Genomic DNA, 24,616 nt, shown 5'->3' on the forward strand with positions numbered 1-24,616 from the left:
GTTCTCATCGGTAGCTGTGATCGTCCAGATAGATTCCGCCGGCCTCGCCGCGTTCACCATCCCAGCGAAAGACCAGCCGGTATTGCTTGTTGACGCGGATCGAGCGGAGACCCGCCAGATTGCCTTTCAGCTTCTCGAAATGATTGCTGGGTGGCACAAGCAAGTCCTGATCGGTCGTGGCGTCGTCAATCATCTGGAGCTTGCGGAACAACCTGGCTTCCAGGTCGGATGGGATGTTGCGGGAGTGGGCGTCGTCCACGAAGAAAGCCCGCAACCATTCATCCCGAAAGCCAACGATCATCCAGCCTCTCCAGTTATGAGTATATGTACCACACTATACCTCACATTGCAATGGGGGCGGTCAGCCCTTGGAGCCGAACAACTCGTCGAAGATGTCGCCGAACCATTGCTCGAATACCTCGATCTCGGCCTCTGTGACCGGAACAGGATGGGGCCAGTCGTCAGTGACGGTCCAGGTGGACAGGTCATGCTTGGGCGGCCTACCGGGGAACGGCCACGGGTAGCCCAATAGTGCTTCAAGCTGCTCCGACGCCGTAGGCGGCCTGACGCGCCGGGCGCGGGAGCGCGCGCCGCGATCAGACGCCATCGAGGCCGCGCCCGCTTCCCGGTCGCCACGCCACGGGGTTGGCGACCCATCGGTCGATGTCGGATTCCCGCCAGCCCGCGCCGTTGACGCTGATCTTGATCTGGGGCGGGAACGTGCCCTCGGCGATCTTGCGGTAGATGGTGGACCGGGACAGGCCGGTGCGGGCGAGAACGGTTTTGAGGCGGACGATACGGTCTGATGCGAGCATGGCTGCGCTGCCTCCAGCTGGCTGTTCGTGGGACTGCCGGGACAGGCAAACGCAACGATTTGTCGTTGTGCAATAGATAGTTAGGCGTCGTAGGGCTGTGGCGTGGAGACGGCGAAAAATAGGATGGTTCTACAACCCGAGACCCCGGCCCCGACCGAGCCCGAACGTGAGGGTGAGGTCGCGGCCGACGCTCATCCCCGAATCGAATGAGATGCCGAGTTCCCGCTTGCGGCCCGCCAGAAGGGACTCCATTTGCGGGTCGCGTTCGAGGCTCTGCGCCATGTTCCCCATTTCCGTCCGCGCGGCCCGATGGCCGGCATAGTCGCCCGCCGCATAGCGTTCCTCACTGGCCCTGTGCAGATTTCGCCAGCGTTCCACGAAACGGTCGGCGCGGCGGGCCGGTTCGGTGCGCAGCTCGGTTTCCAGTTGCAGGGCGCGGATCGCGCGCCGGGCGTCGCCTAACGCCGCCTCCGCCGCAAGCTCCGGGTTTTTCTTGTAGGCCGCCTCAGCGTCATGCGAGCCGTAGGGGCGCACCTCCTCGAACCGCTGGCGCGCCTCCTGCAATTCCCTGATCTGATCGGGGCTGGCCCTGCCGCCCTGGTCCTGCGCCGTGAAGATCGCATCGACGGCGCGGGCATGGCGGACGAGCGCCCGGCCACGGGAGCGGCGCAAAGCTTCCTCGGGGTCTTCCTCTACCTTCCTTTCCGGCCCCTGTTCGCTCTCGGCGGGCAGGCGCAACCCGTCGAACATGCCGCGCACCTTTTCGGGCACTTGGCGGACAATCTCGACGACCCGGTCCACGCGCTCGCGGAAGGTGATGCCGCGCCGTTCGGCATAGTCGCGGGCGGGTTCGTAGTCGCTCGCCATGTCCTTGGCCCGGTCGCGTGATAAGACGCTAATGAGCTTGTCCTGACTGGCGAAGTCGTCGCGGCCATAGTGCAGGTCCATACCGTCGCGGTGGCGCGAGAGGGCGACATAGCTGCCGTGAGCGTCCATGCCCGGTGTCGCCAGCACATGGGCGCGATCCACGGTCATACCCTGCGCTTTGTGGATCGTCGCGGCATAGCCGTGGTCGATGCGATTGTAGTCCTTCAGGTCGAACGCCACATCGCGGCCGTCATCGGTGCGCACGGTCATGCTCTGGGCGTTGACTTGCTCGATGGTCCCGAGCGTGCCGTTCTTCACGCCAAGCCCGCGCTCGTTAGCCAAGAACATCACGCGGTCGCCAGGTGCGAAGTTCCGGGCACCGCGTTCGGCGGCGACATACACGTCGTCGCCAAGGTTTCCGGCTTCACGCATCCGCCCACGCGCCACCTCGTTTAGCGCGCGCACCTCGGCATTGGTGTGAGTGAGGATGATGCGGCTTGCGTCCGGGTTCGCCTGCCGCTCGCGGTCCCAGCGGTCGATCAATTCGCCGCGCGCCTGCTCGCGTGATGCGGCCTCATGCACCATGCCATGCGCGTCATAGGCATGGATCGCGTCGCCGGTTCGGCCGGTCGCCAGGTCGCGGGTGGCGTCGCGCTGCCAGTCCTGCCGCTGGCGGCGCACCTCGCCCATCTCCGCGCCGCGGTGGCGTTCGTGGATCGAACGGAACGCCGCGCCCGCCTCGATGGATTGCAACTGCTGCGGATCGCCGACCAGCACGACCTTCGCGCCCGCGTCGGCGGCATGGGACAGCACGCGCTCAAACTGCCGCGTGCCGACCATGCCCGCCTCGTCGATGACAAGCACATCGCGGGATGTGAGAAGGTCGCGGCCCTGCGCCCAACCATGCTCCATGCTGGCGATGGTGCGCGATGCGATGCCTGATCCGCCCTCCAGATTCTCGGCGGCGATACCGGACAGGGCCGCGCCGCGCACGGTGTAACCGGCATCCTCCCAAGCCTCGCGCGCCACACCCAGCATCGCGCTCTTGCCCGTTCCGGCATACCCCACCACAATGCCAAGATCGCGTCCGTCCGTGACATGCGCCAGCGCCTCAGCCTGCTCGCCGGACAGGACAAGGCCGCGATCCGCCGCGCGGGCCAATGCGGCTTCGCGGTTCCTGCCGCTGACCTCATGACGTTCCCGTTCAGCCATCATCGCGGCGGCCCGATGCAGGCGCTGTTCTGCCTCGATCATCTCGCGGGTCGTGAAACGCTCCTCGCCGCGACCGTCCTTGCCGAGTTCGACAAGATCGGGCGCGTTACGCATCGCGCCCATCACTTCGTTGAACTGCTCCACGCCGTCGCTGTGCCGGTGCGCGAACATCGCCAGGTCACGCCGAGTGAAGGTCGATTGCTGCCGCGTGATCGCGTCAAGCGCGGTGGACGGATCGGCGACGATCCGCGCGCCATTCTCGCGGGCGATGCGCCTGTGGTCCTCGGCGCGGTCGGCCTCAAGCCCGGCGGCCTCGATGCGTTGCGCGGGCGCGCCGATCTTGGTCTGCGGTTCAAGGCCGATGCCCTGGGCCTCAAGGCTGCGATGGTCGATCCGCGCGTCGATGTCGAGTTCGGCCAGCCGCTCGTTGACATGATCGGCCCAACGCTCGCGCCAATGCTCCACAAACTCCGTGCGGTTCCAGTCCCGCGCCTTCGGGCCGAAACCGTTCTCGTCCACCGACCGCATGGTGAGCATGACGTGGGCGTGGGGCTTGGGCTGGCCGTCCGCGCCCATGTCGCAATGCACGTTGAGGTCGGCGATCATGCCCCGATCCACGAACTCGGCCTTCACGAAGTCGCGGGCGAGTTCGACGCCCTGCGCCTGCGGCATCTCGCGCGGGATAGCGAACTCCACCTCGCGGCAAAGCTGGGCGTCCTTCCGCTTCTCGAACGCTTCGACATCGTTCCAGAGCTTTTCGCGGTCGTGCCATTCCTCCGGCGCGTTCTCCGGCAGCATGACCTCGGAATGAACCACGCCGCGCTTGGCGGAAAAGTCCTGATCGCGGCCTAGCCGGTTGTCCCGCAGCCGCGAGGCCGAACGGTAGGCGGCGGCTGCGACCGCGCTGCGGCCCGCCGCGCGTCCGATGACCTGAACGGAGAAATGGTAGATCGCCATGGCGACCGACCAGATACTGCTCTGAAGCGCACGTCGGAACGACGTATAAGCGCGCCCTCGAAACAAATTTCTCGGGATGATCCGCGCTGTTCCACGCCGTCCCGGCAACCTTACAGCATTCCGGCCGACACGAAACTATCATCGCTCCATCGATTGCCTATGGAGGACATGATGCGAAAACCGAGAGACTTCGATGCGGAACTCAAAGCGCTTGAGGACAAGGCGCGAGACCTGAAAGCCCGCAAGGTGCAGCAGCTCGGCGAGCTGGTCATCTCGACCGGAGCCGACGCCCTCAGCGCCGACGAACTGGCGGGCGCGCTGATCGTGCTGACGGAGACGAAAGATACCGGAAAGAGGGAGGCATGGGCCAAGCGCGGCGCCGCGTTCTTTCAGGGCCGGGCGCGGCGATCTGTATCAGCGCCTGACCGCGACGGTGGCGACCCTCCGGCGCAACCGGGCGGCGCACAACCGACATCGGGCGGCGCTGGCGCGACATAACATGCGAACCTGGCAGCTCGAACGCCGCAAACGCACGCGGCATCTCATCGAACTCGGCGGCCTTGTCGTCAAGGCCGGCATCGTGGACCTGACCGGCGACGACCGCGCCATGATCTACGGCGCGCTGCTCTGGATGGCCGACAAGCTCCAAAGCGATCAGGGCGAACATGCGCGAACTCTCTGGAACGCGAAGGGCAAGCAGGCGTTCGAGGATGACTAAGCATCAGTATCGCCAAACGACGCGCCCCCTCGATAGGCGTTGTGGTTATGGAAAGAAGGATCAGCGTCAAGGAGCTATCGCTGAAAGTTGGTGACGGCGGGAATCGGAAAGGCGGCATATCGTGGGGGTGCTTGACGCCTCCACTTCTCCACCGAAGGAGCGATATGCCGTGTCCAACGATAACGTCATCCAGCTGATTCAGCCAGGAATCTTCGACGATCAACTCACAGAAGTGTTGCGCAACGGGGCACGTGCCCTTCTCGCCAAGGCGATCGAGGCCGAAGTCGCGGACTTTCTCGGCCAGCATGCCGATTTGAAGACCGCGGACGGCCACCAGCGCGTCGTGCGCCACGGTCACCTGCCGGAACGCGAGGTGATGACCGGCATCGGTCCGGTTGCCGTCCGCCAGCCACGTGTACGCGATCGCGAGGCGGCCGCCACCGACCCCGACCGCACCCGGTTCTCTCCGTCGATCCTGCCGCCCTACATGCGCCGCTCGAAATCGATCGAGACGCTGCTGCCGATCCTTTAGCTGAAGGGTATCTCGACCGGCGACTTCTCGGAGGCGCTGGCTGCGCTGCTCGGCAAGGATGCTGCCGGGTTGTCGGCTTCCGCCATCGGTCGCCTGAAGGACGGTTGGCTCGATGAACACACCGCGTGGCAGAAGCGCGATCTGTCGGCAAAGCGCTACGTCTATGACCTGACCGGGCTTTTTTGAACCAAGCTTTGTGAGAAAGTGAGCTTGGAAAGGAGCTTTGATCATGCCGAAGAAGAGGTTCAATGCGGAGCAGATCGTGGTGCTGCTGCGCCAGATTGAAGTGTTGATGTCGCAGGGCAAGGCCGCGCCGGTGGCCTGCCGGGAAGCCGGAATTTCGCAGCAGAGTTATTATCGCTGGCGAAAGGAATACGGTGGTCTTGAGCTCGATCAGGCGAAGCGGATGAAGGATCTGGAGCGGGAGAATATCCGCCTCAAGCGTCTCGTTGCCGATCTGTCGCTGGAGAAGCAGGTGCTCAAGGACGTTGCCTCGGGAAACTTATAAGCCCCGAACGGCGCCGGCAGGCGGTCGATGGCATTCGAGGGAAGTACGGTCTCTCCGAACGCCAGGCCTGCCGGATCGTCGGCCAGCACCGCGGAACACAGCGATACGCCACCATCGTTCGATCTGATGAGGATGCGTTGACGAGAGCGATTATCTCTCTCGCGTCCCAATATGGGCGATATGGCTATCGTCGGATCACGTCGCTGCTGGTCGATGCCGGCTGGCACGTCGGATGTGATCGGGTCCAGCGGATCTGGCGCCGTGAGGGGCTAAAGGTACCCAGGAAGCAGAAGCCGCGGGGTCGGCTCTGGCTCAACGACGGATCCTGCATCCGTTTGAGGCCGCAGCATCGTAATCATGTCTGGAGCTACGACTTCGTCGAGGCGCAGACCCACGATGGGCGCAAGCTGCGGTTGATGACTTTGATCGACGAGTTCACCCGGGAATGCCTGGCAATCAGGGTGGCTCGCCGGATCAACAGCTTCGGTGTCATCGAGACGATGGCCGACGTAATGCTCGAACGCGGTGTGCCAGAACACATCCGGTCGGACAACGGCGCGGAGATGACAGCCAAGGTCGTGCGCAACTGGTTCGCCAAGCTCGGAGCAAAGACGCTCTACATTGCGCCCGGCAGCCCATGGGAAAACGGCTACTGCGAGTCCTTCAACGGCAAACTGCGCGACGAATGCCTGAACGGTGAAATCTTTTACAGCCTGAAGGAGGCCACTGTCGTCATCGAGCAATGGCGCAAGCACTTCAACACGATCCGACCGCACTCATCGCTGAGCTACCGGCCCCCGGCGCCGCAAACATCGGCGCCGACACTGCAGCATCTGGATCGGAGCGCAGCGATGCAGTAGTCTCTATCCCGCTGGTCCAAAATATCCGTCAGGTCAGCGAAGCGTGATGCGTCGGCTGCAAGCGTCACCGGACTGCCTATTTTGTCCTGCCGAGCTGAGGCGCCCGCGCGCCGGTTTTTGGCCGCCGCGGTTTCCATTGCGACACGAATTGTTCGTAGTTTCGCTCCGCCTGGGCGGCAATCACCATCTCGCGGTCGCGCAGCGCCTTGATGTTGTAGGCGTAGGCAGGTCCACGCCGGTTACCTTTCTGTTGCGGATGTCCGGCTTGAAGTTGCATTGCGCGGGTCTTGTTGGCGACCAGCGCTGGGCGCGCCCACAGGTAATCTTCGCCCTTCGTCAGCAAATGCCAGCAAAGCACAGTGAGCTTGCGAGCCACGGCCACCGCAGCGATCTGATGACCGCGCCGAGCGCGGATGCGCACGAAAAACGCATGCAGTGGGCCGGGCGCCTTGGCCGCTGCCCAGGCCGCCTCGACCAGTATGGCGCGCGCGTGAGAACGGCCGATCTTGCTGATGCGGCCGTGGTGGGCCGCTACCAACCCCGACTGCCGCACCCGCGGGTTCAGCCCGAAATAGCTCACCAGCTTCTGTGGGCTGCTGAACCGGCTGACGTCGCCGATCGCCGCCACGATGCCGGCGGCGACCGCCAGATTGACGCCGGTGATCGTCATCAATCTGTTGACCGCGGAATCGTCGATGGCGTCCTGCGCGATCTCGCGGTCGAGCAGGGCCAGATCTTCCGCCAAACGGTCAAGCTCACGGACGTGCCGATCGATCGCTGCGCGCTCATCGTCCGGCAACTGTTGAGCGGCCAACCACGCCCGGCCGCGGGCGTTGAAAAGATCGGCATGCGGGCACTTCGGGATCAGGTGCGCGTGCAGGATCGAATGCACCTCGTTCTTGAGCCGCGTGCGATGCCGCACAACCTGGTAGCGCCGCGCCACCAGCCGACGCTTGCGTTCGGTCTCCGCGTCCGGCGTCCAGATCTGCGGCAGATACCCGGCCGCCTGCAGACTGGCGAGCGTGCCGGCATCGATCTTGTCGGTCTTGACGTGAGCCTGGGCGATCGCCTTCACCTGCAACGGATTCGCGATAATCACCCGCGCCACGAACGGCGCCAGAACCCGCGACACCGCCATGCTGTTGGCGGTCGCTTCAACCACCACCTCATCATTGGCCAGCAGGGTCTTGCCAAATCCCTCCAGCGCAGTCCGCGTCATATCAATGCGGCCCGCATGTCGGAGCCTGCCGTCTGCCCAAAACACCACCTCCCCGAAAGTTCGGTGGACGTCAATGCCAACTACCCGTCGCATTTGCACCTCCTGCCTGACACATGACGGGAGCTGCGGGCGACACGACAACTACGGATTCGCGATCTCGGCGCAACCGGGCGAGTCGCAGAGGCGGCCAGCTACTAACTCGAACTCTCGGCTCATCGTGTGTATCGGCCTGCCCGCACCTTCGTGCTCCCGGTGCCTCTGTCCCGATGGTCGCACCATACGCCACGGCGCGGGACGCCGGGGCAGAACGTTGGCACCGAGACATCTCATACCGGTTACCAACCCCATCGAAAGCACCTTCGCCACCGTGCGCCACCGCACCATCCGATCGAAGGGCTGCCTATCCAACAAGACCGCGCTCGCGATGGTCTTCAAACTGGTCGAGGGCGCGCAGAGAAGCTGGCGCCGCCTCGACGGTCATAACCAGTTGTCAAAACTCGTTCTCGGTGTGACATTCAACGACGGGATCGAGGTCATCGCCAAGTCGACCGACCGCCAGCCCACAACCGCCGCCGCCTGACCGGCTCAGGCCGTCACCAAAATTTGGCGATAGCTCGTACCTGACTCAAGTCCCTTTTCTCAACCCGAGCGAGATAGCGCACCGGGCAGGAAACTTCCCTTCAATGCTAGGATCACGTCGCGCACTCGCTTTGCCGAAGGCGTCATTGGGGTATCACGCCGACGGACTAGAAACCACTGACGGATGATCGGAAAGCCAGGAAACGAGAGCATTGCTAGGCGCCCCCCCATGAGCTCTGCTTGCACCGTGTGTGCCGAAATGACCGCGATGCCAAGCCCCGCCATCACCGCCTGCTTAATGGTCTCATTGCTTCCGAACTCGATGGACTCGTAGTCACTGCCGACCCCGATCCGATCGAAAAGGCGCTCCATGAGCGCGCGCGTGCCCGAGCCTTTCTCGCGCACCAAAAAGGCGTTAGTTAATAGGTCACTGGACGAAATGTCGTGGCGTCCGACAAGGGGATGCTTCGGTGGCGCGATAAGCACATGGGGGTGATCGCCAAGCAGGTCCGTATCCACTTCCGGCTCTCGCGGTGGCCGGCCCATGATCGCCAACTCAATCCGACGACTCTTTAGAGCCGAGATGATTTCCTCACGATTGCCAATACGAAATTCAATCTTGATGCGTGGCACCTGACGTCGAAGCTGAGCAATGAGATGTGGTGCAAAGTACTTTGCAGTGCTCACTGCGCCAAGGAAGACGAGCCCTTCATGTCCGGCCGAGATCGCAGAGACTTTTTGAATACAAGAAGACAATATCGCATCAATCTGTTCGGCTGCGGCCAGAACCTCCCGTCCTATCGCGGTTAGAAGCGTCTTACCGTCGGGGCCGCGCTCCAACAGCGGTTCGCCCAGATTCGCTTCCAGATTGCGAAGCTGCGTTGAAACCGCGGGGACGGTTACGTTGAGCCGGCTGGCAGCCAACGACAGGTTCCCTCCTGCGACAATCGCTGCCAGCGCGCGCAGCTGTTTTAGCGTGATCGCTTGTTCATGGATCATCGTTGTAGCTTTGTTTAATGCAGCAAAGATTTTTTTAATTTTTCCTTTCGCATGCGTCAAGGCATGTTATGCGGGAACTAGCTGCCGGAGGACGATCATGACGGCACCGGAAGGCACTCTCGAAAGCTTCCTAGAGGGCGACTGCTCCGTTTCGGAACCGCTTGCGATCACCGTTACGGCGCTCGCCTTTGTCGCGGAGACCCTAGCCGGGGTGATATCGAGCGGTCCGCTCAATGGGCGCCTCGGCGAGGAGGTGGGTGCGAACAGCGATGGCGACCGCCAGAAGAAACTCGACGTCGTGGCGGATGAACTCTTCGCCGGGGCGCTCGCTCCCACACCTGTTCGCTGGTATGCGTCGGAGGAGCGCCCAACTGCCGAAATGCTCAACCCCGAAGGCACTCTAGCGCTTGCGATCGATCCGCTGGACGGGTCGTCCAATATCGATGTGAACATATCGATCGGGACGATCTTCTCGGTCTTCGAAGCCAAAGAATCCGGCGTGGAGAGTTTCCTTCGTCCGGGCCGTGAGCAAATCGCTGCAGGATATGTGGTCTATGGCCCCCAGACGGTGTTCATCCTCGCGACTCGGACCACACTCGCCCAATTTGTGCTCCACCGTGGTCATTTCTTCCTCGTTTCCGACAGCTTGCGCATCCCTGATCGGACAACCGAGTTCGCCATCAACGCATCCAATTACCGGCATTGGTCGCGGCCGATACGGGCTTTCGTCGACGACTGCATCGCCGGTGATGAAGGGCCGTGGGGAGAGAACTTCAATATGCGTTGGGTCGCATCGCTGGTCGCCGAGACCCACCGAATTCTCACGCGTGGCGGGATTTTCCTCTATCCCGCTGACGCCAGGCGAGGCTATGGCCAGGGGCGACTGCGCCTAGTCTATGAGTGCGCTCCGATCGCCTTCATCGTTGAGCGCGCAGGCGGCAAGGCGACCGACGGGATCGACCGCATCCTCGACCTGACACCGAGTGAGCTCCATCAGCGCACGCCCCTCGTCTTCGGCACTGCCGAGAAAGTCAGCCAAGTTTGCGCTTATCACGACCTTCCCGAAAGCGAGGTCTCGCCACTGTTCGGCACACGTGGCTTGTTCAGAGCTTGACGAGCAATCGCGGAAGGAGCGGGACGGTGAGCGAACAGCATCCAATCATCTCGGTTGTCGGGTCCTCCGGCGCCGGTACAAGCACGGTGAAGCACACATTCGATCAGATCTTCCGACGGGAGGGTATCAAGGCAGTCTCGATCGAGGGCGACGCGTTCCACAAGTTCGATCGAGCATCGATGAAGGCTGAGTTACAGCGCCGCTATGATGCGGGCGACCGCACCTTCAGCCACTTCAGCTTCGAAGCAAATGAGCTTTCCGAGCTTGAGAAAGTCTTCGCTTCCTACGGTGCGACAGGTACTGGGCGGACGCGTCACTACGTCCACGACGACGAGGAAGCTGAACGCTATGGAGTGCCGCCCGGTCGCTTCACTGAATGGGAAGATTTCGATAAGGGGTCGGACATTCTCCTCTATGAAGGGCTGCACGGAGCTGTGCGTACCCAGGACATTCGCATCGCTGACCATGCCGATCTGAAGATCGGCGTTGTTCCGGTGATCAACCTCGAATGGATCCAGAAAGTCCATAGGGACAAGGCTTCGCGCGGCTACACCGCCGAAGCCGTGACCGATGTCATTCTGCGGCGGATGCACGCCTATGTGCACTGCATCTGTCCGCAGTTCTCTGAGACCGACATCAATTTCCAGCGCGTGCCGGTTGTGGATACATCCAATCCGTTCATCGCCCGCTGGATTCCGACGGCGGGGGAAAGCCTTGTCGTCATCCGCTTTAAGAACCCGCGGGGCATCGATTTTCCGTATCTCGTACAGATGATCCGTGACAGCTGGATGAGCCGTGCCAACTCGATTGTCGTGCCGGGAGACAAGCTCGATCTCGCCATGCAGCTCATCCTCACGCCGATGATCCTTCGGCTCGTCGACCAATCCAAACGTTTGAAAAGGGCTTCCTCATGAATCTCGTTGCGGAGCGCAGAGCAGCCTTAGATGAGGCGCAGATGGCGAACGCGATCCGCGCGCTCGCGATGGACGCGGTCGAGGCTGCGAAGTCGGGCCATCCCGGAATGCCCATGGGCATGGCGGATGTGGCTACGGTGCTCTTCAAGCACTTCGTCAAGATCGACCCGACGCAGCCCAATTGGCCTGATCGCGATCGCTTTGTGCTGAGCGCTGGGCATGGATCGATGTTGCTGTACGCGCTTCATCACCTCCTCGGCTTCCACGACATGCCGATGGATCAATTGCGCCGTTTTCGTCAGCTCGGTAGTCGCACTGCCGGGCATCCGGAATTCGGCCATGCCGCTGGCATCGAAACGACCACCGGTCCGCTCGGTCAGGGAATCGCAACCGCCGTGGGTATGGCTCTCAGCGAACGCATGCTGAATGCGCGTTTCGGCGATGACCTCGTCGATCACCACACCTATGTGATCGCCGGCGACGGCTGCCTGATGGAGGGGATCAGTCACGAGGCGATTGATCTTGCCGGCCATCTCGGCCTTGGCCGGCTCATCGTGCTGTGGGACGACAACCAGATCACGATCGACGGGCCCACAAGTCTGTCGACCTCGCTGGATCAGAAGGCACGGTTCGTTGCTGCGGGCTGGCATGTCGCGGCCGTCGACGGCCACGACGGTGAAGCGGTCGCCAACGCGATTATCGAAGCAAGAGCCGATCCCCGTCCGTCCTTGATTGCCTGCCGCACCATTATCGGCTTTGGCGCACCCAACAAGCAGGGGACATCGGCCACGCATGGTGCGCCGCTGGGCAAGGAGGAGGTGGCCGCGGCACGCGAGAGCCTCGGCTGGATCTATTCGCCCTTCGAGGTTCCGGAGGCGATCGTCCATGCCTGGCGCGTAGTTGGCGCTCGCGGAACGCGCATCCGAGCCGAATGGCAAGAGCGGCTCGCTCGCAGCCCCCAGCGGGAGGAGTTTGTGGCCCATCTCGCGCCCCCCGATGCCGCGAGGTTGCACGCAGCGTTGGCCGATCATCGCCGACGCCTGTGCGGCGAGCGGCCGAAGGTTGCCACTCGCAAGGCTTCCGAGCTGGCGTTGGAGGTCGTGAATTCAACCATCCCCAACATGGTAGGCGGCTCAGCCGATCTCACCGGCTCCAACAACACGCGCACCAAGGGCATGCGTCCCGTGACGCGGAGCGATTTCACGGGCAACTACATCCACTACGGGGTGCGCGAGCATGGGATGGCCGCGGCGATGAACGGCATCTCGCTGCATGGAGGATTGCGCCCCTATGGCGGCACGTTCCTCGCCTTTTCGGATTATTGCCGCGGGGCGATCCGCCTTTCTGCTCTCATGGGTCGGCCGGTCATCTACGTGATGACGCACGATAGCATCGGCCTGGGGGAGGACGGTCCGACGCACCAACCGGTCGAGCACCTCGCATCGCTAAGAGCGATGCCGAACGTCTACGTGTTCCGGCCCGCCGACGCGGTGGAGACGGCGGAAGCCTGGGAGGTCGCGCTTGCCGCAGCCAAGACGCCGTCGGTGCTTTGCCTCTCGCGGCAGGATCTGCCGACGCTGCGCACGGAGCACGGCGACGAGAACATGACGGCACGCGGCGCCTATCTCCTGCGCGATCCTGGCGAGCATAGGGATCTGACCATCATCGCCACAGGTTCCGAAGTCGCTATTGCGGTCGAGGCCGCCGACGAGTTGTCGGCGGACGGGCTGGCGGTCGCCGTAGTTTCTGCGCCCTGCTGGGAGCTGTTTGCCGCCCAGGAAGCCGGCTATCGCGCTGCTGTTCTGGGCGAGGGACCGCGCGTCGGCGTCGAGGCCGGAGTCGCTCTCGGCTGGGCAGAATGGCTCGGGCCCAATTCCATCTTCATTGGAATGACGGGCTTCGGCGCCTCTGGTCCTGCCGCCGATCTCTACAACCACTTTGGCATCACAGCCGAACGGGTCGCGGCCGAGGGGTGGAGGCTCGCCCGTAAGCCCGGGGAGGAGCACGAATGACGGTCAGGGTTGCCATCAATGGATTCGGGCGCATCGGGCGCAACGTGCTGCGCGCGATCTACGAGTCGGGGCGGGGCGATATCGAAGTCGTCGCGATTAACGACCTCGGCTCGGTCGATATTAACGCCCATCTGCTGCGATACGACAGCGTGCACGGAACTTTCCCAGGCGCCGTCAAGGTGAACGGCGCCAGCATTGATATTGGTCGCGGCTCGCCGATCCGTGTGACCGCCGAGCGCGACCCCAAAACACTGCCATGGAAAGACGTAGACATCGCGCTTGAATGCACCGGCATCTTCACCGCGCGCGAGAAGGCCTCGCTACACCTCGAGAACGGCTCGAAGCGCGTCCTCGTCTCCGCACCCGCCGCGGGCGCCGACAAGACAATCGTCTTCGGCGTCAACCACAATAGCCTGTCGCCGGGAGACAATGTCGTTTCCTGCGCGTCCTGCACCACCAATTGTCTCGCCCCGGTTGCGGCCGTGCTTCATCGGACCATCGGCATCGACAAGGGATTCATGACTACCATCCATAGCTATACTGGCGACCAGCCGACACTGGATACCCTGCACAAGGATCCGTACCGAGCCCGCGCCGCCGCGATGTCGATGATTCCAACCTCGACGGGAGCGGCCAAGGCCGTGGGCCTGGTGCTGCCAGAGCTGAATGGGAAGCTCGACGGTGTCGCGATCAGAGTGCCGACGCCGAACGTTTCGGTCGTCGATTTTAAGTTCATCGCAAGCCGCGAAACGACCGCCGAGGAGATCAACAGCGTCGTCCGGACAGCTGCTGGCGCGGACCTTGAGGGTATCCTGGGCTTCACGGACGAACCGCTGGTCTCTGTGGATTTCACGCATGATCCGCGCTCTTCGATCGTCCATATGGATCAGACCAAGGTGATCGACGGGCGCCTCTGTCGCGTCATGTCGTGGTACGACAATGAGTGGGGCTTCTCGAACCGGATGGCCGATACAGCTGTCGCGATGGGGAGGCTCATCGGATGACGCTGAAGTCCGTCCACGACGTCGACATATCCAGCCGTCGCCTCCTCATTCGTGCGGACTTGAATGTGCCGATGAACAACGGCGGCGTTGCGGACGCGACGCGCATCGAGCGCTTCGTGGCTGGTCTGAAGCCGCTTCTGGCGAGAGGTGCCCGAGCCGTCGTTCTCTCTCACCTCGGGCGACCCGACGGGCAGCGGCGGCCGGAACTCTCACTTGAACCAGTGGCCGCGGCATTGGGCCGAGTGCTTGGCAAGGACGTGGCCTTCAGCGAAGCGATAAGTGGACCCGTCGCCGCGAGATCCGCCGCCGCACTCGGCCCTGGCGATGTTCTCGTCTGCGAGAATCTACGGTTCGACCAGCGCGAGGAAGCCAATGACGCGAGCCTGGCGGAAGAACTGGCGGAGCTCGGCGATCTCTACGTCAACGATGCATTCTCCTGTGCGCATCGGGCACACGCCTCGACGGTAGCCATCGCGGAGCGACTGCCGGCAGTGGCCGGTCCGCTGATGATGGCGGAGATCTCGGCACTGACGCAGGCGCTGGAAGCACCGCAGCGGCCTGCTGTCGCGCTCGTGGGCGGTGCCAAGGTATCGAGCAAGATTGACGTGCTCTTCAATCTGATCGGCAAGCTCGATACCGTGATCGTTGGCGGCGGCATGGCCAACACGTTCCTGGCCGCCAACGGCTTGCCCATTGGCAAATCACCGCACGAATCCGCTAAGTTCGAGACCGTGCGCAAGATCCTGTCGCGGGCCCAAAGCTGCGGCTGCCAGATCGTTTTGCCGGTCGACATTGTTTGGGCTGACCGCTTCGAACGCGGCGCGGAGGCGCACATCGCCGAGCTCGACTGTTGTCCTCAGCACGGCATGATATTGGACGCAGGCCCGCGCTCGATCGAGCGCATTTGGGATGTCCTCGCAGAGGCGAAGACCATCCTCTGGAACGGCCCTCTTGGCGCTTTCGAGATCGAGCCTTTCGATCACGCCACGGAGGCTGTCGCCGCCGAAGCGGCGCGCCTGACACGTGTCGGGAAGGTCAAATCGATTGCCGGGGGCGGCGACACCGTCGCGGCGTTGAACGCTGCCGGAGTGACCGAGGACTTCACCTACGTGTCCACAGCAGGTGGCGCTTTCCTCGAATGGTTAGAGGGCAAGGAACTGCCGGGCGTGTCGGTTCTCAGAACCCCCCAGTTGGCATGATCGGAAAGGAAACGACGATGGCGCTCATAACGCTCAGACAATTGCTCGACCACGCGGCGGAACAGGGTTACGGCGTCCCGGCCTTCAACATCAACAATATGGAACAGGGCCTCGCAATCCTGGAGGCAGCCCGCGAAATGGATGCGCCCGTCATCATTCAGGCCAGTCGAGGCGCGCGCTCCTACGCCGGGGACGTCATGCTGCAAAAGGTGATTGAGGCGCTCGTCGAAATGTTTCCCGACATCCCTGTGTGTTTGCATCAAGATCACGGAAACAACGTCAATACCTGCCTTTCCGCGATCCAGAACGGCTTTTCGTCTGTCATGATGGACGGCTCGCTGAAGGAGGATGCGAAGACGCCAGCCGACTACGACTACAACGTCAAGGTGACGCGGCAAGTCACCGAACTCGCCCATATGGTCGGGGTGTCGGTGGAGGGTGAGCTCGGCTGTCTTGGCTCGTTGGAGACCGGCCATGGCGAGGCGGAGGACGGGCACGGATTCGAAGGCAAGCTCGACAAGTCGATGCTCCTGACGGATCCTGACGAAGCCATGCGCTTCGTTGCCGAGACGAAAGTCGATGCGCTCGCCGTCGCCATCGGCACAAGCCACGGCGCATACAAATTCACGAGGAAGCCGACGGGCGAAGTGCTGGCCATGACTGTGATCGAAGCGATCCATCAGAAGCTACCAAACACGCACATCGTCATGCATGGGTCCTCGTCGGTTCCGGAGGAATGGCAGGAGGTTTTCAACGCACATGGCGGGCAAATGCGCGAAACCTATGGCGTGCCTGTCGAAGAGATTGTGCGCGGCATCAAACACGGGGTGCGGAAAATCAACATCGACACCGATCTCCGACTCGCCGCAACTGCCGAGTTCCGTCGCGTCGCCAATACCAAGAAAGATGAGTTCGATCCTCGCAAGTTCCTGAAGCCGGCGATGGACGCGATGCGGAAGGTCTGCGCGGAGCGTTTCGAAGCGTTCGGCGCTGCGGGCAACGCCTCGAAGATCAAGCCGATTCCGCTGAGCGAAATGGCGAAGCGCTACACCAATGGCGCGCTAGAGCCGCAAATCTCCGCTGCCAGAGCCGCATGAACCAGGAAAGGAACCTGTCATGAACGAAGCATTGAAGTCCCTGACCGTCACCGGCAAGGAACGCTACAAGTCTGGCGTCCTCGAATACAAGCGAATGGGCTACTGGGAGCCCGACTACGAGCCTAAGGACACCGACGTCATTGCGCTCTTCCGCGTCACGCCCCAGAACGGCGTCGACCCGATCGAGGCCTCGGCGGCGGTGGCGGGCGAATCCTCGACCGCGACCTGGACGGTGGTGTGGACCGACCGTCTGACGGCGGCGGAGAAGTACCGCGCCAAATGCTACCGGGTCGATCCTGTCCCGAACACGCCTGGCTCCTACTTCGCCTACATCGCGTACGATCTCGACCTGTTCGAGCCGGGCTCGATCGCCAATCTTTCGGCCTCGATCATCGGCAACGTTTTCGGCTTCAAGCCGCTCAAGGCGTTACGCCTCGAGGACATGCGCTTCCCCGTCGCCTATGTGAAGACCTTCCAGGGGCCAGCGACCGGCATCGTGGTGGAGCGCGAGCGGCTCGACAAGTTCGGTCGGCCGCTGCTCGGCGCCACGGTGAAGCCAAAGCTCGGCCTCTCCGGTCGCAACTATGGCCGCGTTGTGTATGAGGCGCTGAAGGGCGGCCTGGACTTCACCAAGGACGACGAGAACACCAACTCGCAACCCTTCATGCACTGGCGCGATCGGTTCCTCTACTGCATGGAAGCCGTCAACAAGGCCCAGGCTGCCACCGGCGAAGTGAAGGGGACCTATCTCAACGTCACTGCCGCCACCATGGAGGACATGTACGAGCGGGCGGAATTCGCCAAAGAACTTGGTTCGGTCATCATCATGATCGACCTCGTCATCGGCTACACCGCGATTCAGTCTATGGCGAAGTGGGCGCGCAGAAACGACATGATCCTGCACCTCCACCGGGCTGGTCACGGCACCTATACCCGCCAGAAGTCCCATGGCGTGTCGTTCCGCGTCATCGCAAAATGGATGCGGCTAGCTGGCGTTGACCATATCCATGCCGGCACGGTGGTCGGCAAGCTGGAGGGCGATCCCAATACGACGCGCGGCTACTACGACATCTGTCGCGAGGACCACAACCCAATGGCGCTCGAGTATGGCCTGTTCTTTGAACAGCATTGGGCAAGCCTCAACAAGCTGATGCCTGTCGCTTCGGGCGGCATCCATGCCGGCCAGATGCACCAGCTCCTCAACTACCTCGGCGAGGATGTCGTGTTGCAGTTCGGCGGCGGCACCATCGGACATCCGCTGGGGATTCAGGCGGGCGCCACCGCCAATCGCGTCGCGCTCGAGGCCATGATCCTCGCTCGAAACGAGGGTCGTGACTATGTCCATGAGGGGCCTGAGATCCTCGCCAAGGCGGCGGCGACATGCACGCCGCTCAAGCAGGCTCTCGATGTCTGGAAGAACGTAACCTTCAATTACGATTCAACCGACACGCCCGATTTCGTGCCAACCGCTGCTGTCACTGCTTGAGGATCAGATCATGCGCATCACCCAGGGTTGCTTCTCCTTCCTGCCGGACCTCACCGACGAGCAAATCACCAAGCAAGTGCAATACTGCCTGGAGAAAGGCTGGTCGGTGAACATCGAGTTCACCGACGACCCGCATCCCCGCAACACTTATTGGGAAATGTGGGGCCTGCCGATGTTCGACCTCAGGGACGCCGCCGGCGTCATGATGGAACTCGCCAAATGCCGGCGCGTCTATGCCGACCGCTACATCCGCCTCTCCGCCTTCGATTCGAGCCATGGCTGGGAGTCGGTGCGTCTCTCCTTTATCGTTAACCGGCCGAAGGAGGAGCCTGGCTTCCGGCTCGACCGTCAGGAGGTGGCGGGACGGCGCATCCGATACTCAACACATGCCTATGTGACCGACCGTCCCGAAGGTCAGCGCTACGGCTGACCCCTCTCCACGGTGGCATCCGGCAGGCTGACGTGCCGGCAGCCCCGTGACGGAGTGGTGGTCCGGATTCGTTGGATGGAGAAACGACGCATGTCTGCGAGCACCGATTCACGGCTGGACACCCACACCGGCGACACGGCCAGGCTGACGGTGCCCGTCGATAAGGATATCCAACCAACGGCAGAGATCGACCTCAGAAGGGAGTTCGAATCGTCCGGCGTGCACGCTGTGCTCGAGGAACTTGACCGATCGCTCATCGGTCTGAAGCCGGTCAAGCGCCGTATCCGGGAGACAGCCGCGCTTCTCTTAGTCGATCGGGCACGCAAGAGCTTCGGACTCGCGCACGAGACGCCGACCCTGCATATGTCCTTCACCGGAAATCCTGGAACCGGCAAAACCACCGTCGCGCTCAAAATGGCCGATCTGCTTCACCGGCTCGGCTACATTCGCAGGGGTCATCTTGTGACGGTGACCCGCGACGACCTGGTCGGCCAGTATATCGGTCACACGGCGCCCAAGACGAAGGAAGTGCTGAAGAAGGCGATGGGCGGTGTTCTGTTCATTGATGAGGCGTATTATCTGTACCGTCCGGAGAACGAACGGGACTATGGTCAGGAGTCCATCGAAATCCTGCTACAGGTGATGGAGAACAACCGTGACGATCTTGTGGTGATCCTCGCGGGCTATGCCGACCGCATGGACCGGTTCTTCAACAGCAATCCAGGCTTCCGCTCGCGGATCGCGCATCACATCGAGTTCCCAGACTATACCGACGAGGAGCTGCTGCATATCGCAACGCTCATGCTGGACGCCCAGAACTACCGCTTCACGGACGGAGCGCGCGCGGCGATGGCCGAGTATATCGCGCTGCGGCGCGCGCAGCCGCATTTTGCCAACGCGCGCTCGATCCGCAACGCCATTGATCGTATGCGGCTGCGTCAAGCCAATCGCCTCTTCGAGAGCGTAGACGGCCCGGTAGGAATCGAGGCGGTATCCACAATCGAGGAAAGCGACGTGCGTGCGAGCCGCGTGTTTCGCGGCGGGCTGGACAGCGATGTGGCGCGCGAGGACGGCGGGAAGGAGGACGACAGATGACGTTCGATCGCTCCATCAAGATCGCACCTTCCATCCTCAGCGCCGACTTCGCCGCTTTCGGTGCCGAATGCCGCGCTATCGAAGCACAAGGCTGCGATTGGGTGCATGTCGACGTGATGGACGGCCATTTCGTACCGAACATTACCTTTGGCCCGCAACTCTGCAGGGCCATCCGGCCGCACGTGAAGACGGTCATGGATGTACATTTGATGATCACTCCAGTGGACCCCTACATTCACGCATTCGCCGAGGCGGGCGCCGACGTCATCACCGCACATGTCGAGGCTGGCCCGCATCTTGACCGGACCTTGCAAGCCATCCGCGCCGCCGGCGCTAAAGCGGGCGTCTCGCTTAACCCGTCCACGCCAGCGGAAGCGATCGAATTCGTCCTCGACCGGATCGACCTGGTCCTCGTGATGACCGTCAACCCCGGCTTCGGCGGGCAAAGCTTCATCGAGGCCATGGTCCCGAAGATCCGCCGTTTGCGCGAGATGGTTGGCGACCGGCCTATTCATATCGAGGTTGATGGCGGTGTAACGCCCGCGACGGCGCCGCTCGTCGCAGCCGCTGGCGCCGACGTGTTGGTCGCAGGATCAGCTGTCTTCAAAGGCGGATCGGCTGCCGACCCTGCACCCTATGGGCGGAACATCTTGGCCATCCGTGAAGCTGCGACTGCGGCGCAGAGAAAGGTGGCGGAAGCCGATGGCACTCGTGGACATTGGACATGAGCGACCTGCTTCGGCACGCCCATTGTGAGCGATACGCCATCGGCGCCTATGATGTCGTGGACACAGCTTTTCTAGAGGCTGTGCTGGACGGCGCCGAGGGCTGCCGCGCCCCGGTGATCGCGAGCCTGGCCGAGTCCCATTTCGATCATTTCGATTTCGAGTGCCTCATGCCGGTGGTCGTGGATGCCGCGCGCCGCGCCCGGGTGCCGGTTGCTATCCATCTCGACCACGGGCACTCTCTCGCGACGGTCGAACGGGCGATTCGGCTCGGCTGCAACAATGTCATGGTCGACGCGTCGCTATCGTCGCTTGAGGACAACATCAAGGCCACGCGCGAGGTCGTCCGCCTTGCCCGCCGCTGCGGCGTAAGGGTGGAGGGCGAGCTCGGCTATGTGCCTGGCGTCGAGGGGGAGGACGCAGAAAAACATCCCCGCGCGATGCAGCTCACTTCGCTCGCGGACGCCGAGCGGTACATCGCGGAAACGCCTGTGGATTGCCTTGCGATCTCCATCGGCACCGTCCACGGCCGTCTACGCGGCGCACCGCGACTCGACTTCGAACGTCTGTCCGCGTTCAGCAGTGCCCTGCACATTCCACTCGTCATCCATGGCGGGACCGGCTTGAGCGACGACCAGTACGGGATGCTCGCCGCAAACGGTGTCGCCAAGATCAACTACTTTACCGGCCTCGCCGACGCCGCGGCGCGTTCGATAGTAGAGGAAGCGGAAAGCAAGGACTCGCCGGCCGACACCGCACTCATCCACGGCGTTCGGGGGGCTGTTCGCGCCGAGGTCGAGCGGACTTGCCGGCTGTTCGGAGCCGCGGGACGCGCTGGCGCCGCGTCGGCCGCTTGCCGTCGTTGGCGCGAAGTCGAGCATGTCGTCGTCTACAACCTGCGCGACGGCGGGCAGAACGTAGACTGGAGCGCTTTTGCGGCGCAGGGCGTTGAGGCGCTTGGCGCAATCCCCGGTGTGCGCAATGTGCTGGCCGGGCGCGCGCTGCGAACGGATGCACCATATCTCTTGTGCTGGCTCATCCGCTTCGCATCCCCCGAGGTCGTCGCCAGCTACCGCGATCACCCTGATCACGTCGGCTATGCCGACAAGGTGTTCCGGCCGACAGCTCCAGATCGCGTCACAATCGATTTCGAGCTTGTCGATGTTTCGGGCGAGGAGGAAAAGTCGAGTTTGAGCACCCAGCCGCCGACTTCGTCGGGAACCAAAAGATGAAAGCGATCGTTTTCGACCTTGACGGCACGCTGATCGACAGTGCGCCGGATCTCCATGCTGCGGCGAACCGGATGCTCGGCGACCTTGGGCGGCCGCCCCTGACGCTTGAGCGTGTCGCCGGTTTCGTCGGCAACGGCGTGCCGGCATTGGTCGCGCGGTGCCTCGATGCGACCGGCGGCCCTGCGGACGATTTCGATAGCGCGCTCGCCCGGTTCCGGAAGCACTATGCGCGTGCCCCGGCGCAGCTGACACGGCCTTACGCTGGCGTCGAGCCGACGCTCGAGCGGCTCGCCGCATCCGGGGTTGCGCTCGGCATCTGCACGAACAAGCCGCCTGAGTTCGCCGTCACCATTCTCAAAGAGCTCGGGCTTATGCGCTTCGTCGGCGCCCTCGTGGGGGAAGGCACGGTGCCGCAGCTCAAACCCGACCCCGCTCCCCTGCTCCATTGCTTGGACCGGCTCGGCGCGGACGAAACTTCCGCGCTCTATGTCGGCGACAGCGAGATCGACGCCGAAACCGCATTCCGCGCGAAGGTTCCGTTCGCGCTGTTCTCCGGGGGGTATCTCCGGGAATCCGTCGACGCCTTCGAACCGGTGTACGTGTTCGATCACTTCGACGATCTTTCGGATTACGTGCTGCAGGGGGTCGGCAGACGATGAAGACCGCTGCCTTCATTTTCGACGTTGACGGCACACTTGCCGAGACGGAGGAGGCCCATCGGCAGGCCTTCAATGCGACATTCGCTGCCGCCGGTCTTGATTGGCACTGGGACGCGCCGCTCTATGGGGAACTCCTCAAGGTCACCGGCGGCAAAGAGCGGATCCGTGCCTTTCTTGAGCGCGCATACCCCGGAGTTGTCATGTCGGATGAGAGCATCGTCGGCCTGCATCGCCAAAAGACCAAGGCTTACGGCGATATCATCGTCGGCGGCGGCGTTCCCTTGCGTCCCGGCGTCCGGGAGCTCATCCAGTTCGCCAAGCTCCAAGGGATCAAAACCGCCGTGGCGACGACGACGAACCTGCCGAATGTCGATGCGCTTTGCGTCGCGTTCTGGGGCGAACCGGCCGGCGCTGTGTTCGATGTGATAGCCGCCGGCGACGAGGCGCCGCGCAAGAAGCCGGCCCCCGACATCTATACGATTGCGCTGGACCGGCTTGGCCTGGAGCCCAAGGACTGCATCGCATTCGAGGACTCGCGCAACGGCCTGCTCTCCGCGAAATCGGCGGGGCTTCGGGTCGTCGTTACGCCAAGCCAATACTCAACGGGAGAGGACTTCACGGAAGCGGATCTGTGTTTGCCGGATCTCACCGGATTCGACGTTGCCCATTTCACGAGAGCGCCGGCCGAAGGTTTAGAGAACCCGTAATGCCTTCTGGCCGTTCTCTCTTGACAAGTTCCTTGCATACCATCGCCGCTTGCGCCATTCTGCAAAGAAAGTAAGCAGCTTGAAAAGATTCTTGAATGGAGCACTCTGGTACGGTCCTCATCGTAGCTCGGCGGGGAGGCGATTGGACGGACTGCCTTGACGTCCTGTCCGAGCGCTATGCCTATCGCGTGGTGCTTGTCGGCTCTGTAGCCGAAGCGCTGACCACGATGAGCGGCATCCATGTCGATCTTGCCGTTGCCGAAGATCGGAAGGACGAGTCCATTGGCCTGGATTTTCTGACCAGGTTGCGCGTGTCCCACCCGGAAATCATGCGGGTATATGTAGCCACGGGGGGATCGCCTCTATCCTACGGCACATTGACCAAGGCCGCGATCTACCAGTTCTTGCTCACCCCGCTCGACGCAACGCAGCTCGGCCTCGTCGTCGAGCGGGCGCTTGAAGCTCGCGAACTCGCCCGCCGCCACCGCATTCTTTCGCGGGAGTTCAAGATCTCCGGTGACGTACTCAGATTAGGCGAGCGCCGGGATCTCCTCTTCAGGCCCGAAAGCCACCAATTCGAAAAGCTCGTCTATGCCAGCGAGAAAATGGCAGAGCTGTGTGATTTGGCCAAACAAGCCGCCACAACAGAATTGCCGATCTTGATTCAGGGTGAGACCGGAACGGGCAAGGAGCTTTTGGCGCGCGCTATCCATTACAATTCGCCACGACGCACGAGCCCGCTCCTCATCCAGAACTGCGGCGGCATGCCGGACGACTTGCTGCAATCAGAATTGTTCGGCCATAAACGCGGCGCCTTCACCGGCGCCATCTCCGACCGCCTCGGCCTCTTTCGCGCCGCCGATGGCGGCACGGTATTCCTCGACGAGATTTCGGAGGTGTCCCCATCTTTCCAGGTGAGCCTGCTGCGCTTTCTCCAGGAGGGCGAGGTCAAACCGCTTGGCTCTGACAAAGTCGAGCACTGTAGCGTTCGCATCATTGCCGCCTCGAACAGGTCGCTCAAAGACATGGTCGCCCGGCGGGAATTTCGCCAGGATCTCTATTTCCGCCTCAAAGGTTTCGAGCTTGAGGTGCCTCCGCTTCGTGAGCGCCGCGACGATATCGCGCCCCTTTCCGAATTCTTCGCCGCGAAGCATGCCGATGGGATGGGTCGGAAGATCCTCGGCATCACAGCGAGCACGATCGAGAAGCTTTCCGCTTGCGACTTCCCCGGCAATGTCCGTGAGCTTGAGAACGAAATCCGGCGCATGGTTGCATTGGCCAAGGACGGCGAATACATCACCACGCGCAATATGTCGGCTTCGTTGTTGGCATCTGCCGCGGCGCGCAGTCGAAGCGATGGACCACGTGGCTTTGTACCCGAAGGCGCGACCTTGAAGGATCGAGTAGAAAGTCTGGAGAAGCAGATCGTCGGAAGTGCGCTGTTGCGCAACCACTGGAACCAAAGCCGCACAGCCGCTGAACTTGGCCTATCGCGCGTTGGACTTTCAAACAAGATCAAGCGCTACAACCTCGAGCAACAAGGCTAGCGAGATGATCAAGAACGAACAATCCTCCGAAGTCGTTCGCTTTCCCCAATCGCGCGTTTCCCCAACTGGTGCAGCCAAACCGGCAAAGGTTCTTGGCGCCGGGAAGATGGCTGAACTCCTCGGGGCGCC

23 protein-coding genes and 2 pseudogenes are annotated in these 24,616 nt (G+C 62.5%); 19 read left to right on the plus strand and 6 right to left on the minus strand.

The genetic code is table 11. The annotated features are described in order from the left end of the window. Nucleotides 1-4: 4 nt before the first annotated feature. The 4 genes from BBTA_RS02085 to traA all read right to left on the minus strand — a co-directional run bounded on the left by BBTA_RS02085 (nucleotide 5) and on the right by traA (nucleotide 3,851). Nucleotides 5-301: a type II toxin-antitoxin system RelE/ParE family toxin gene (locus tag BBTA_RS02085; RefSeq protein WP_038313318.1), complete on the minus strand. Its 297-nt coding sequence runs from the start codon at nucleotides 299-301 to the stop codon at nucleotides 5-7. Between the two features lie 60 nt (nucleotides 302-361). Continuing rightward, the gene (locus BBTA_RS40605; protein ID WP_038313322.1) at nucleotides 362-607 is read right to left on the minus strand and encodes a hypothetical protein; all 246 of its coding nucleotides are present in this window, start codon (nucleotides 605-607) and stop codon (nucleotides 362-364) included. Beyond that, entirely contained in the window at nucleotides 597-815 is a 219-nt protein-coding gene (locus BBTA_RS02095) for an AlpA family transcriptional regulator (protein ID WP_012040772.1), read from the minus strand. Before BBTA_RS02095 ends, BBTA_RS40605 begins: the two co-directional genes overlap by 11 nt. Nucleotides 816-944: 129 nt before the next feature. After that, nucleotides 945-3,851 carry a Ti-type conjugative transfer relaxase TraA gene (gene traA / locus BBTA_RS02100; protein WP_012040773.1) on the minus strand — a complete coding sequence of 969 codons (2,907 nt, stop codon included), beginning with the start codon at nucleotides 3,849-3,851 and terminating at the stop codon, nucleotides 945-947. A gap of 171 nt (nucleotides 3,852-4,022) precedes the next feature. Here traA and BBTA_RS02105 point away from each other — a divergent pair, with 171 nt between their 5' ends. From BBTA_RS02105 to BBTA_RS02125, 4 genes and pseudogenes are all read left to right on the plus strand, one after another. Continuing rightward, the gene (locus BBTA_RS02105) at nucleotides 4,023-4,349 is read left to right on the plus strand and encodes a conjugal transfer protein TraD (protein ID WP_012040774.1); all 327 of its coding nucleotides are present in this window, start codon (nucleotides 4,023-4,025) and stop codon (nucleotides 4,347-4,349) included. A 1-nt stretch (nucleotide 4,350) separates the two neighbouring features. After that, nucleotides 4,351-4,569: a conjugal transfer protein TraD gene (locus tag BBTA_RS02110; RefSeq protein WP_012040775.1), complete on the plus strand. Its 219-nt coding sequence runs from the start codon at nucleotides 4,351-4,353 to the stop codon at nucleotides 4,567-4,569. Nucleotides 4,570-4,690: 121 nt separating this feature from the next. After that, a pseudogene (locus tag BBTA_RS02115) lies at nucleotides 4,691-5,266 on the plus strand (transposase); the annotation flags it as partial. A 64-nt stretch (nucleotides 5,267-5,330) separates the two neighbouring features. Continuing rightward, a protein-coding gene (locus tag BBTA_RS02125; RefSeq protein WP_148221383.1) for an IS3 family transposase occupies nucleotides 5,331-6,469 on the plus strand; the annotation gives its coding sequence in 2 pieces (ribosomal slippage) (nucleotides 5,331-5,595 and nucleotides 5,595-6,469; 1,140 coding nt in all). 76 nt (nucleotides 6,470-6,545) lie between these two features. Here the strand turns inward: BBTA_RS02125 and BBTA_RS02130 are convergent. Continuing rightward, the gene (locus BBTA_RS02130) at nucleotides 6,546-7,763 is read right to left on the minus strand and encodes an IS110 family transposase (RefSeq protein WP_371260225.1); all 1,218 of its coding nucleotides are present in this window, start codon (nucleotides 7,761-7,763) and stop codon (nucleotides 6,546-6,548) included. 262 nt (nucleotides 7,764-8,025) lie between these two features. Here BBTA_RS02130 and BBTA_RS02135 point away from each other — a divergent pair. Then, nucleotides 8,026-8,268 (plus strand): annotated as a pseudogene (locus tag BBTA_RS02135) (IS256 family transposase); the annotation flags it as partial. A 59-nt stretch (nucleotides 8,269-8,327) separates the two neighbouring features. On the opposite strand, the gene BBTA_RS02140 reads toward BBTA_RS02135, so the two are convergent. Beyond that, entirely contained in the window at nucleotides 8,328-9,326 is a 999-nt protein-coding gene (locus tag BBTA_RS02140; protein ID WP_012040782.1) for a LysR family transcriptional regulator, read from the minus strand. A gap of 37 nt (nucleotides 9,327-9,363) precedes the next feature. On the opposite strand from BBTA_RS02140, the gene BBTA_RS02145 reads away from it, so the two are divergent. The 14 genes from BBTA_RS02145 (at nucleotide 9,364) to BBTA_RS02210 (ending at nucleotide 24,487) form a co-directional block, all read left to right on the plus strand. Further along, a complete protein-coding gene (locus BBTA_RS02145; protein ID WP_012040783.1) occupies nucleotides 9,364-10,380 on the plus strand; it encodes a class 1 fructose-bisphosphatase in 1,017 nt (338 codons plus the stop codon). A gap of 26 nt (nucleotides 10,381-10,406) precedes the next feature. Continuing rightward, on the plus strand, nucleotides 10,407-11,294 hold the full coding sequence (locus tag BBTA_RS02150; RefSeq protein WP_012040784.1) for a phosphoribulokinase: 888 nt from the start codon (nucleotides 10,407-10,409) through the stop codon (nucleotides 11,292-11,294). Next, entirely contained in the window at nucleotides 11,291-13,306 is a 2,016-nt protein-coding gene (tkt, locus tag BBTA_RS02155; protein ID WP_012040785.1) for a transketolase, read from the plus strand. Before BBTA_RS02150 ends, tkt begins: the two co-directional genes overlap by 4 nt. After that, entirely contained in the window at nucleotides 13,303-14,310 is a 1,008-nt protein-coding gene (gene gap / locus BBTA_RS02160; protein WP_012040786.1) for a type I glyceraldehyde-3-phosphate dehydrogenase, read from the plus strand. The genes tkt and gap overlap by 4 nt, the downstream gene beginning before the upstream one ends. After that, nucleotides 14,307-15,509 (plus strand): phosphoglycerate kinase, encoded by a 1,203-nt coding sequence (pgk, locus tag BBTA_RS02165; RefSeq protein ID WP_012040787.1) that lies wholly within the window; start codon nucleotides 14,307-14,309, stop codon nucleotides 15,507-15,509. The genes gap and pgk overlap by 4 nt, the downstream gene beginning before the upstream one ends. A 17-nt stretch (nucleotides 15,510-15,526) precedes the next feature. Next, on the plus strand, nucleotides 15,527-16,606 hold the full coding sequence (gene fba, locus BBTA_RS02170; RefSeq protein ID WP_024918864.1) for a class II fructose-bisphosphate aldolase: 1,080 nt from the start codon (nucleotides 15,527-15,529) through the stop codon (nucleotides 16,604-16,606). Between the two features lie 19 nt (nucleotides 16,607-16,625). Next, nucleotides 16,626-18,092: a form I ribulose bisphosphate carboxylase large subunit gene (locus tag BBTA_RS02175; protein ID WP_012040789.1), complete on the plus strand. Its 1,467-nt coding sequence runs from the start codon at nucleotides 16,626-16,628 to the stop codon at nucleotides 18,090-18,092. A 10-nt stretch (nucleotides 18,093-18,102) separates the two neighbouring features. Beyond that, a complete protein-coding gene (locus tag BBTA_RS02180) occupies nucleotides 18,103-18,522 on the plus strand; it encodes a ribulose bisphosphate carboxylase small subunit (protein WP_012040790.1) in 420 nt (139 codons plus the stop codon). Between the two features lie 90 nt (nucleotides 18,523-18,612). Further along, entirely contained in the window at nucleotides 18,613-19,617 is a 1,005-nt protein-coding gene (gene cbbX / locus BBTA_RS02185; RefSeq protein ID WP_012040791.1) for a CbbX protein, read from the plus strand. After that, a complete protein-coding gene (gene rpe, locus BBTA_RS02190) occupies nucleotides 19,614-20,345 on the plus strand; it encodes a ribulose-phosphate 3-epimerase (protein ID WP_012040792.1) in 732 nt (243 codons plus the stop codon). Before cbbX ends, rpe begins: the two co-directional genes overlap by 4 nt. Further along, nucleotides 20,342-21,574, plus strand: coding sequence for a class II fructose-bisphosphate aldolase (locus BBTA_RS02195; protein WP_041750269.1), 1,233 nt, complete (start codon nucleotides 20,342-20,344; stop codon nucleotides 21,572-21,574). Before rpe ends, BBTA_RS02195 begins: the two co-directional genes overlap by 4 nt. Beyond that, nucleotides 21,571-22,233, plus strand: coding sequence for a phosphoglycolate phosphatase (gene gph, locus BBTA_RS02200; protein WP_024918867.1), 663 nt, complete (start codon nucleotides 21,571-21,573; stop codon nucleotides 22,231-22,233). The genes BBTA_RS02195 and gph overlap by 4 nt, the downstream gene beginning before the upstream one ends. After that, nucleotides 22,230-22,940: an HAD family hydrolase gene (locus tag BBTA_RS02205; RefSeq protein ID WP_012040795.1), complete on the plus strand. Its 711-nt coding sequence runs from the start codon at nucleotides 22,230-22,232 to the stop codon at nucleotides 22,938-22,940. The genes gph and BBTA_RS02205 overlap by 4 nt, the downstream gene beginning before the upstream one ends. Nucleotides 22,941-23,035: 95 nt before the next feature. Then, on the plus strand, nucleotides 23,036-24,487 hold the full coding sequence (locus BBTA_RS02210; protein WP_012040796.1) for a sigma-54 dependent transcriptional regulator: 1,452 nt from the start codon (nucleotides 23,036-23,038) through the stop codon (nucleotides 24,485-24,487). Nucleotides 24,488-24,616: the final 129 nt, after the last annotated feature.

It is taken from the genome of Bradyrhizobium sp. BTAi1, assembly GCF_000015165.1.
In the GTDB taxonomy this organism is placed as follows: Bacteria; Pseudomonadota; Alphaproteobacteria; order Rhizobiales; family Xanthobacteraceae; genus Bradyrhizobium; species Bradyrhizobium denitrificans.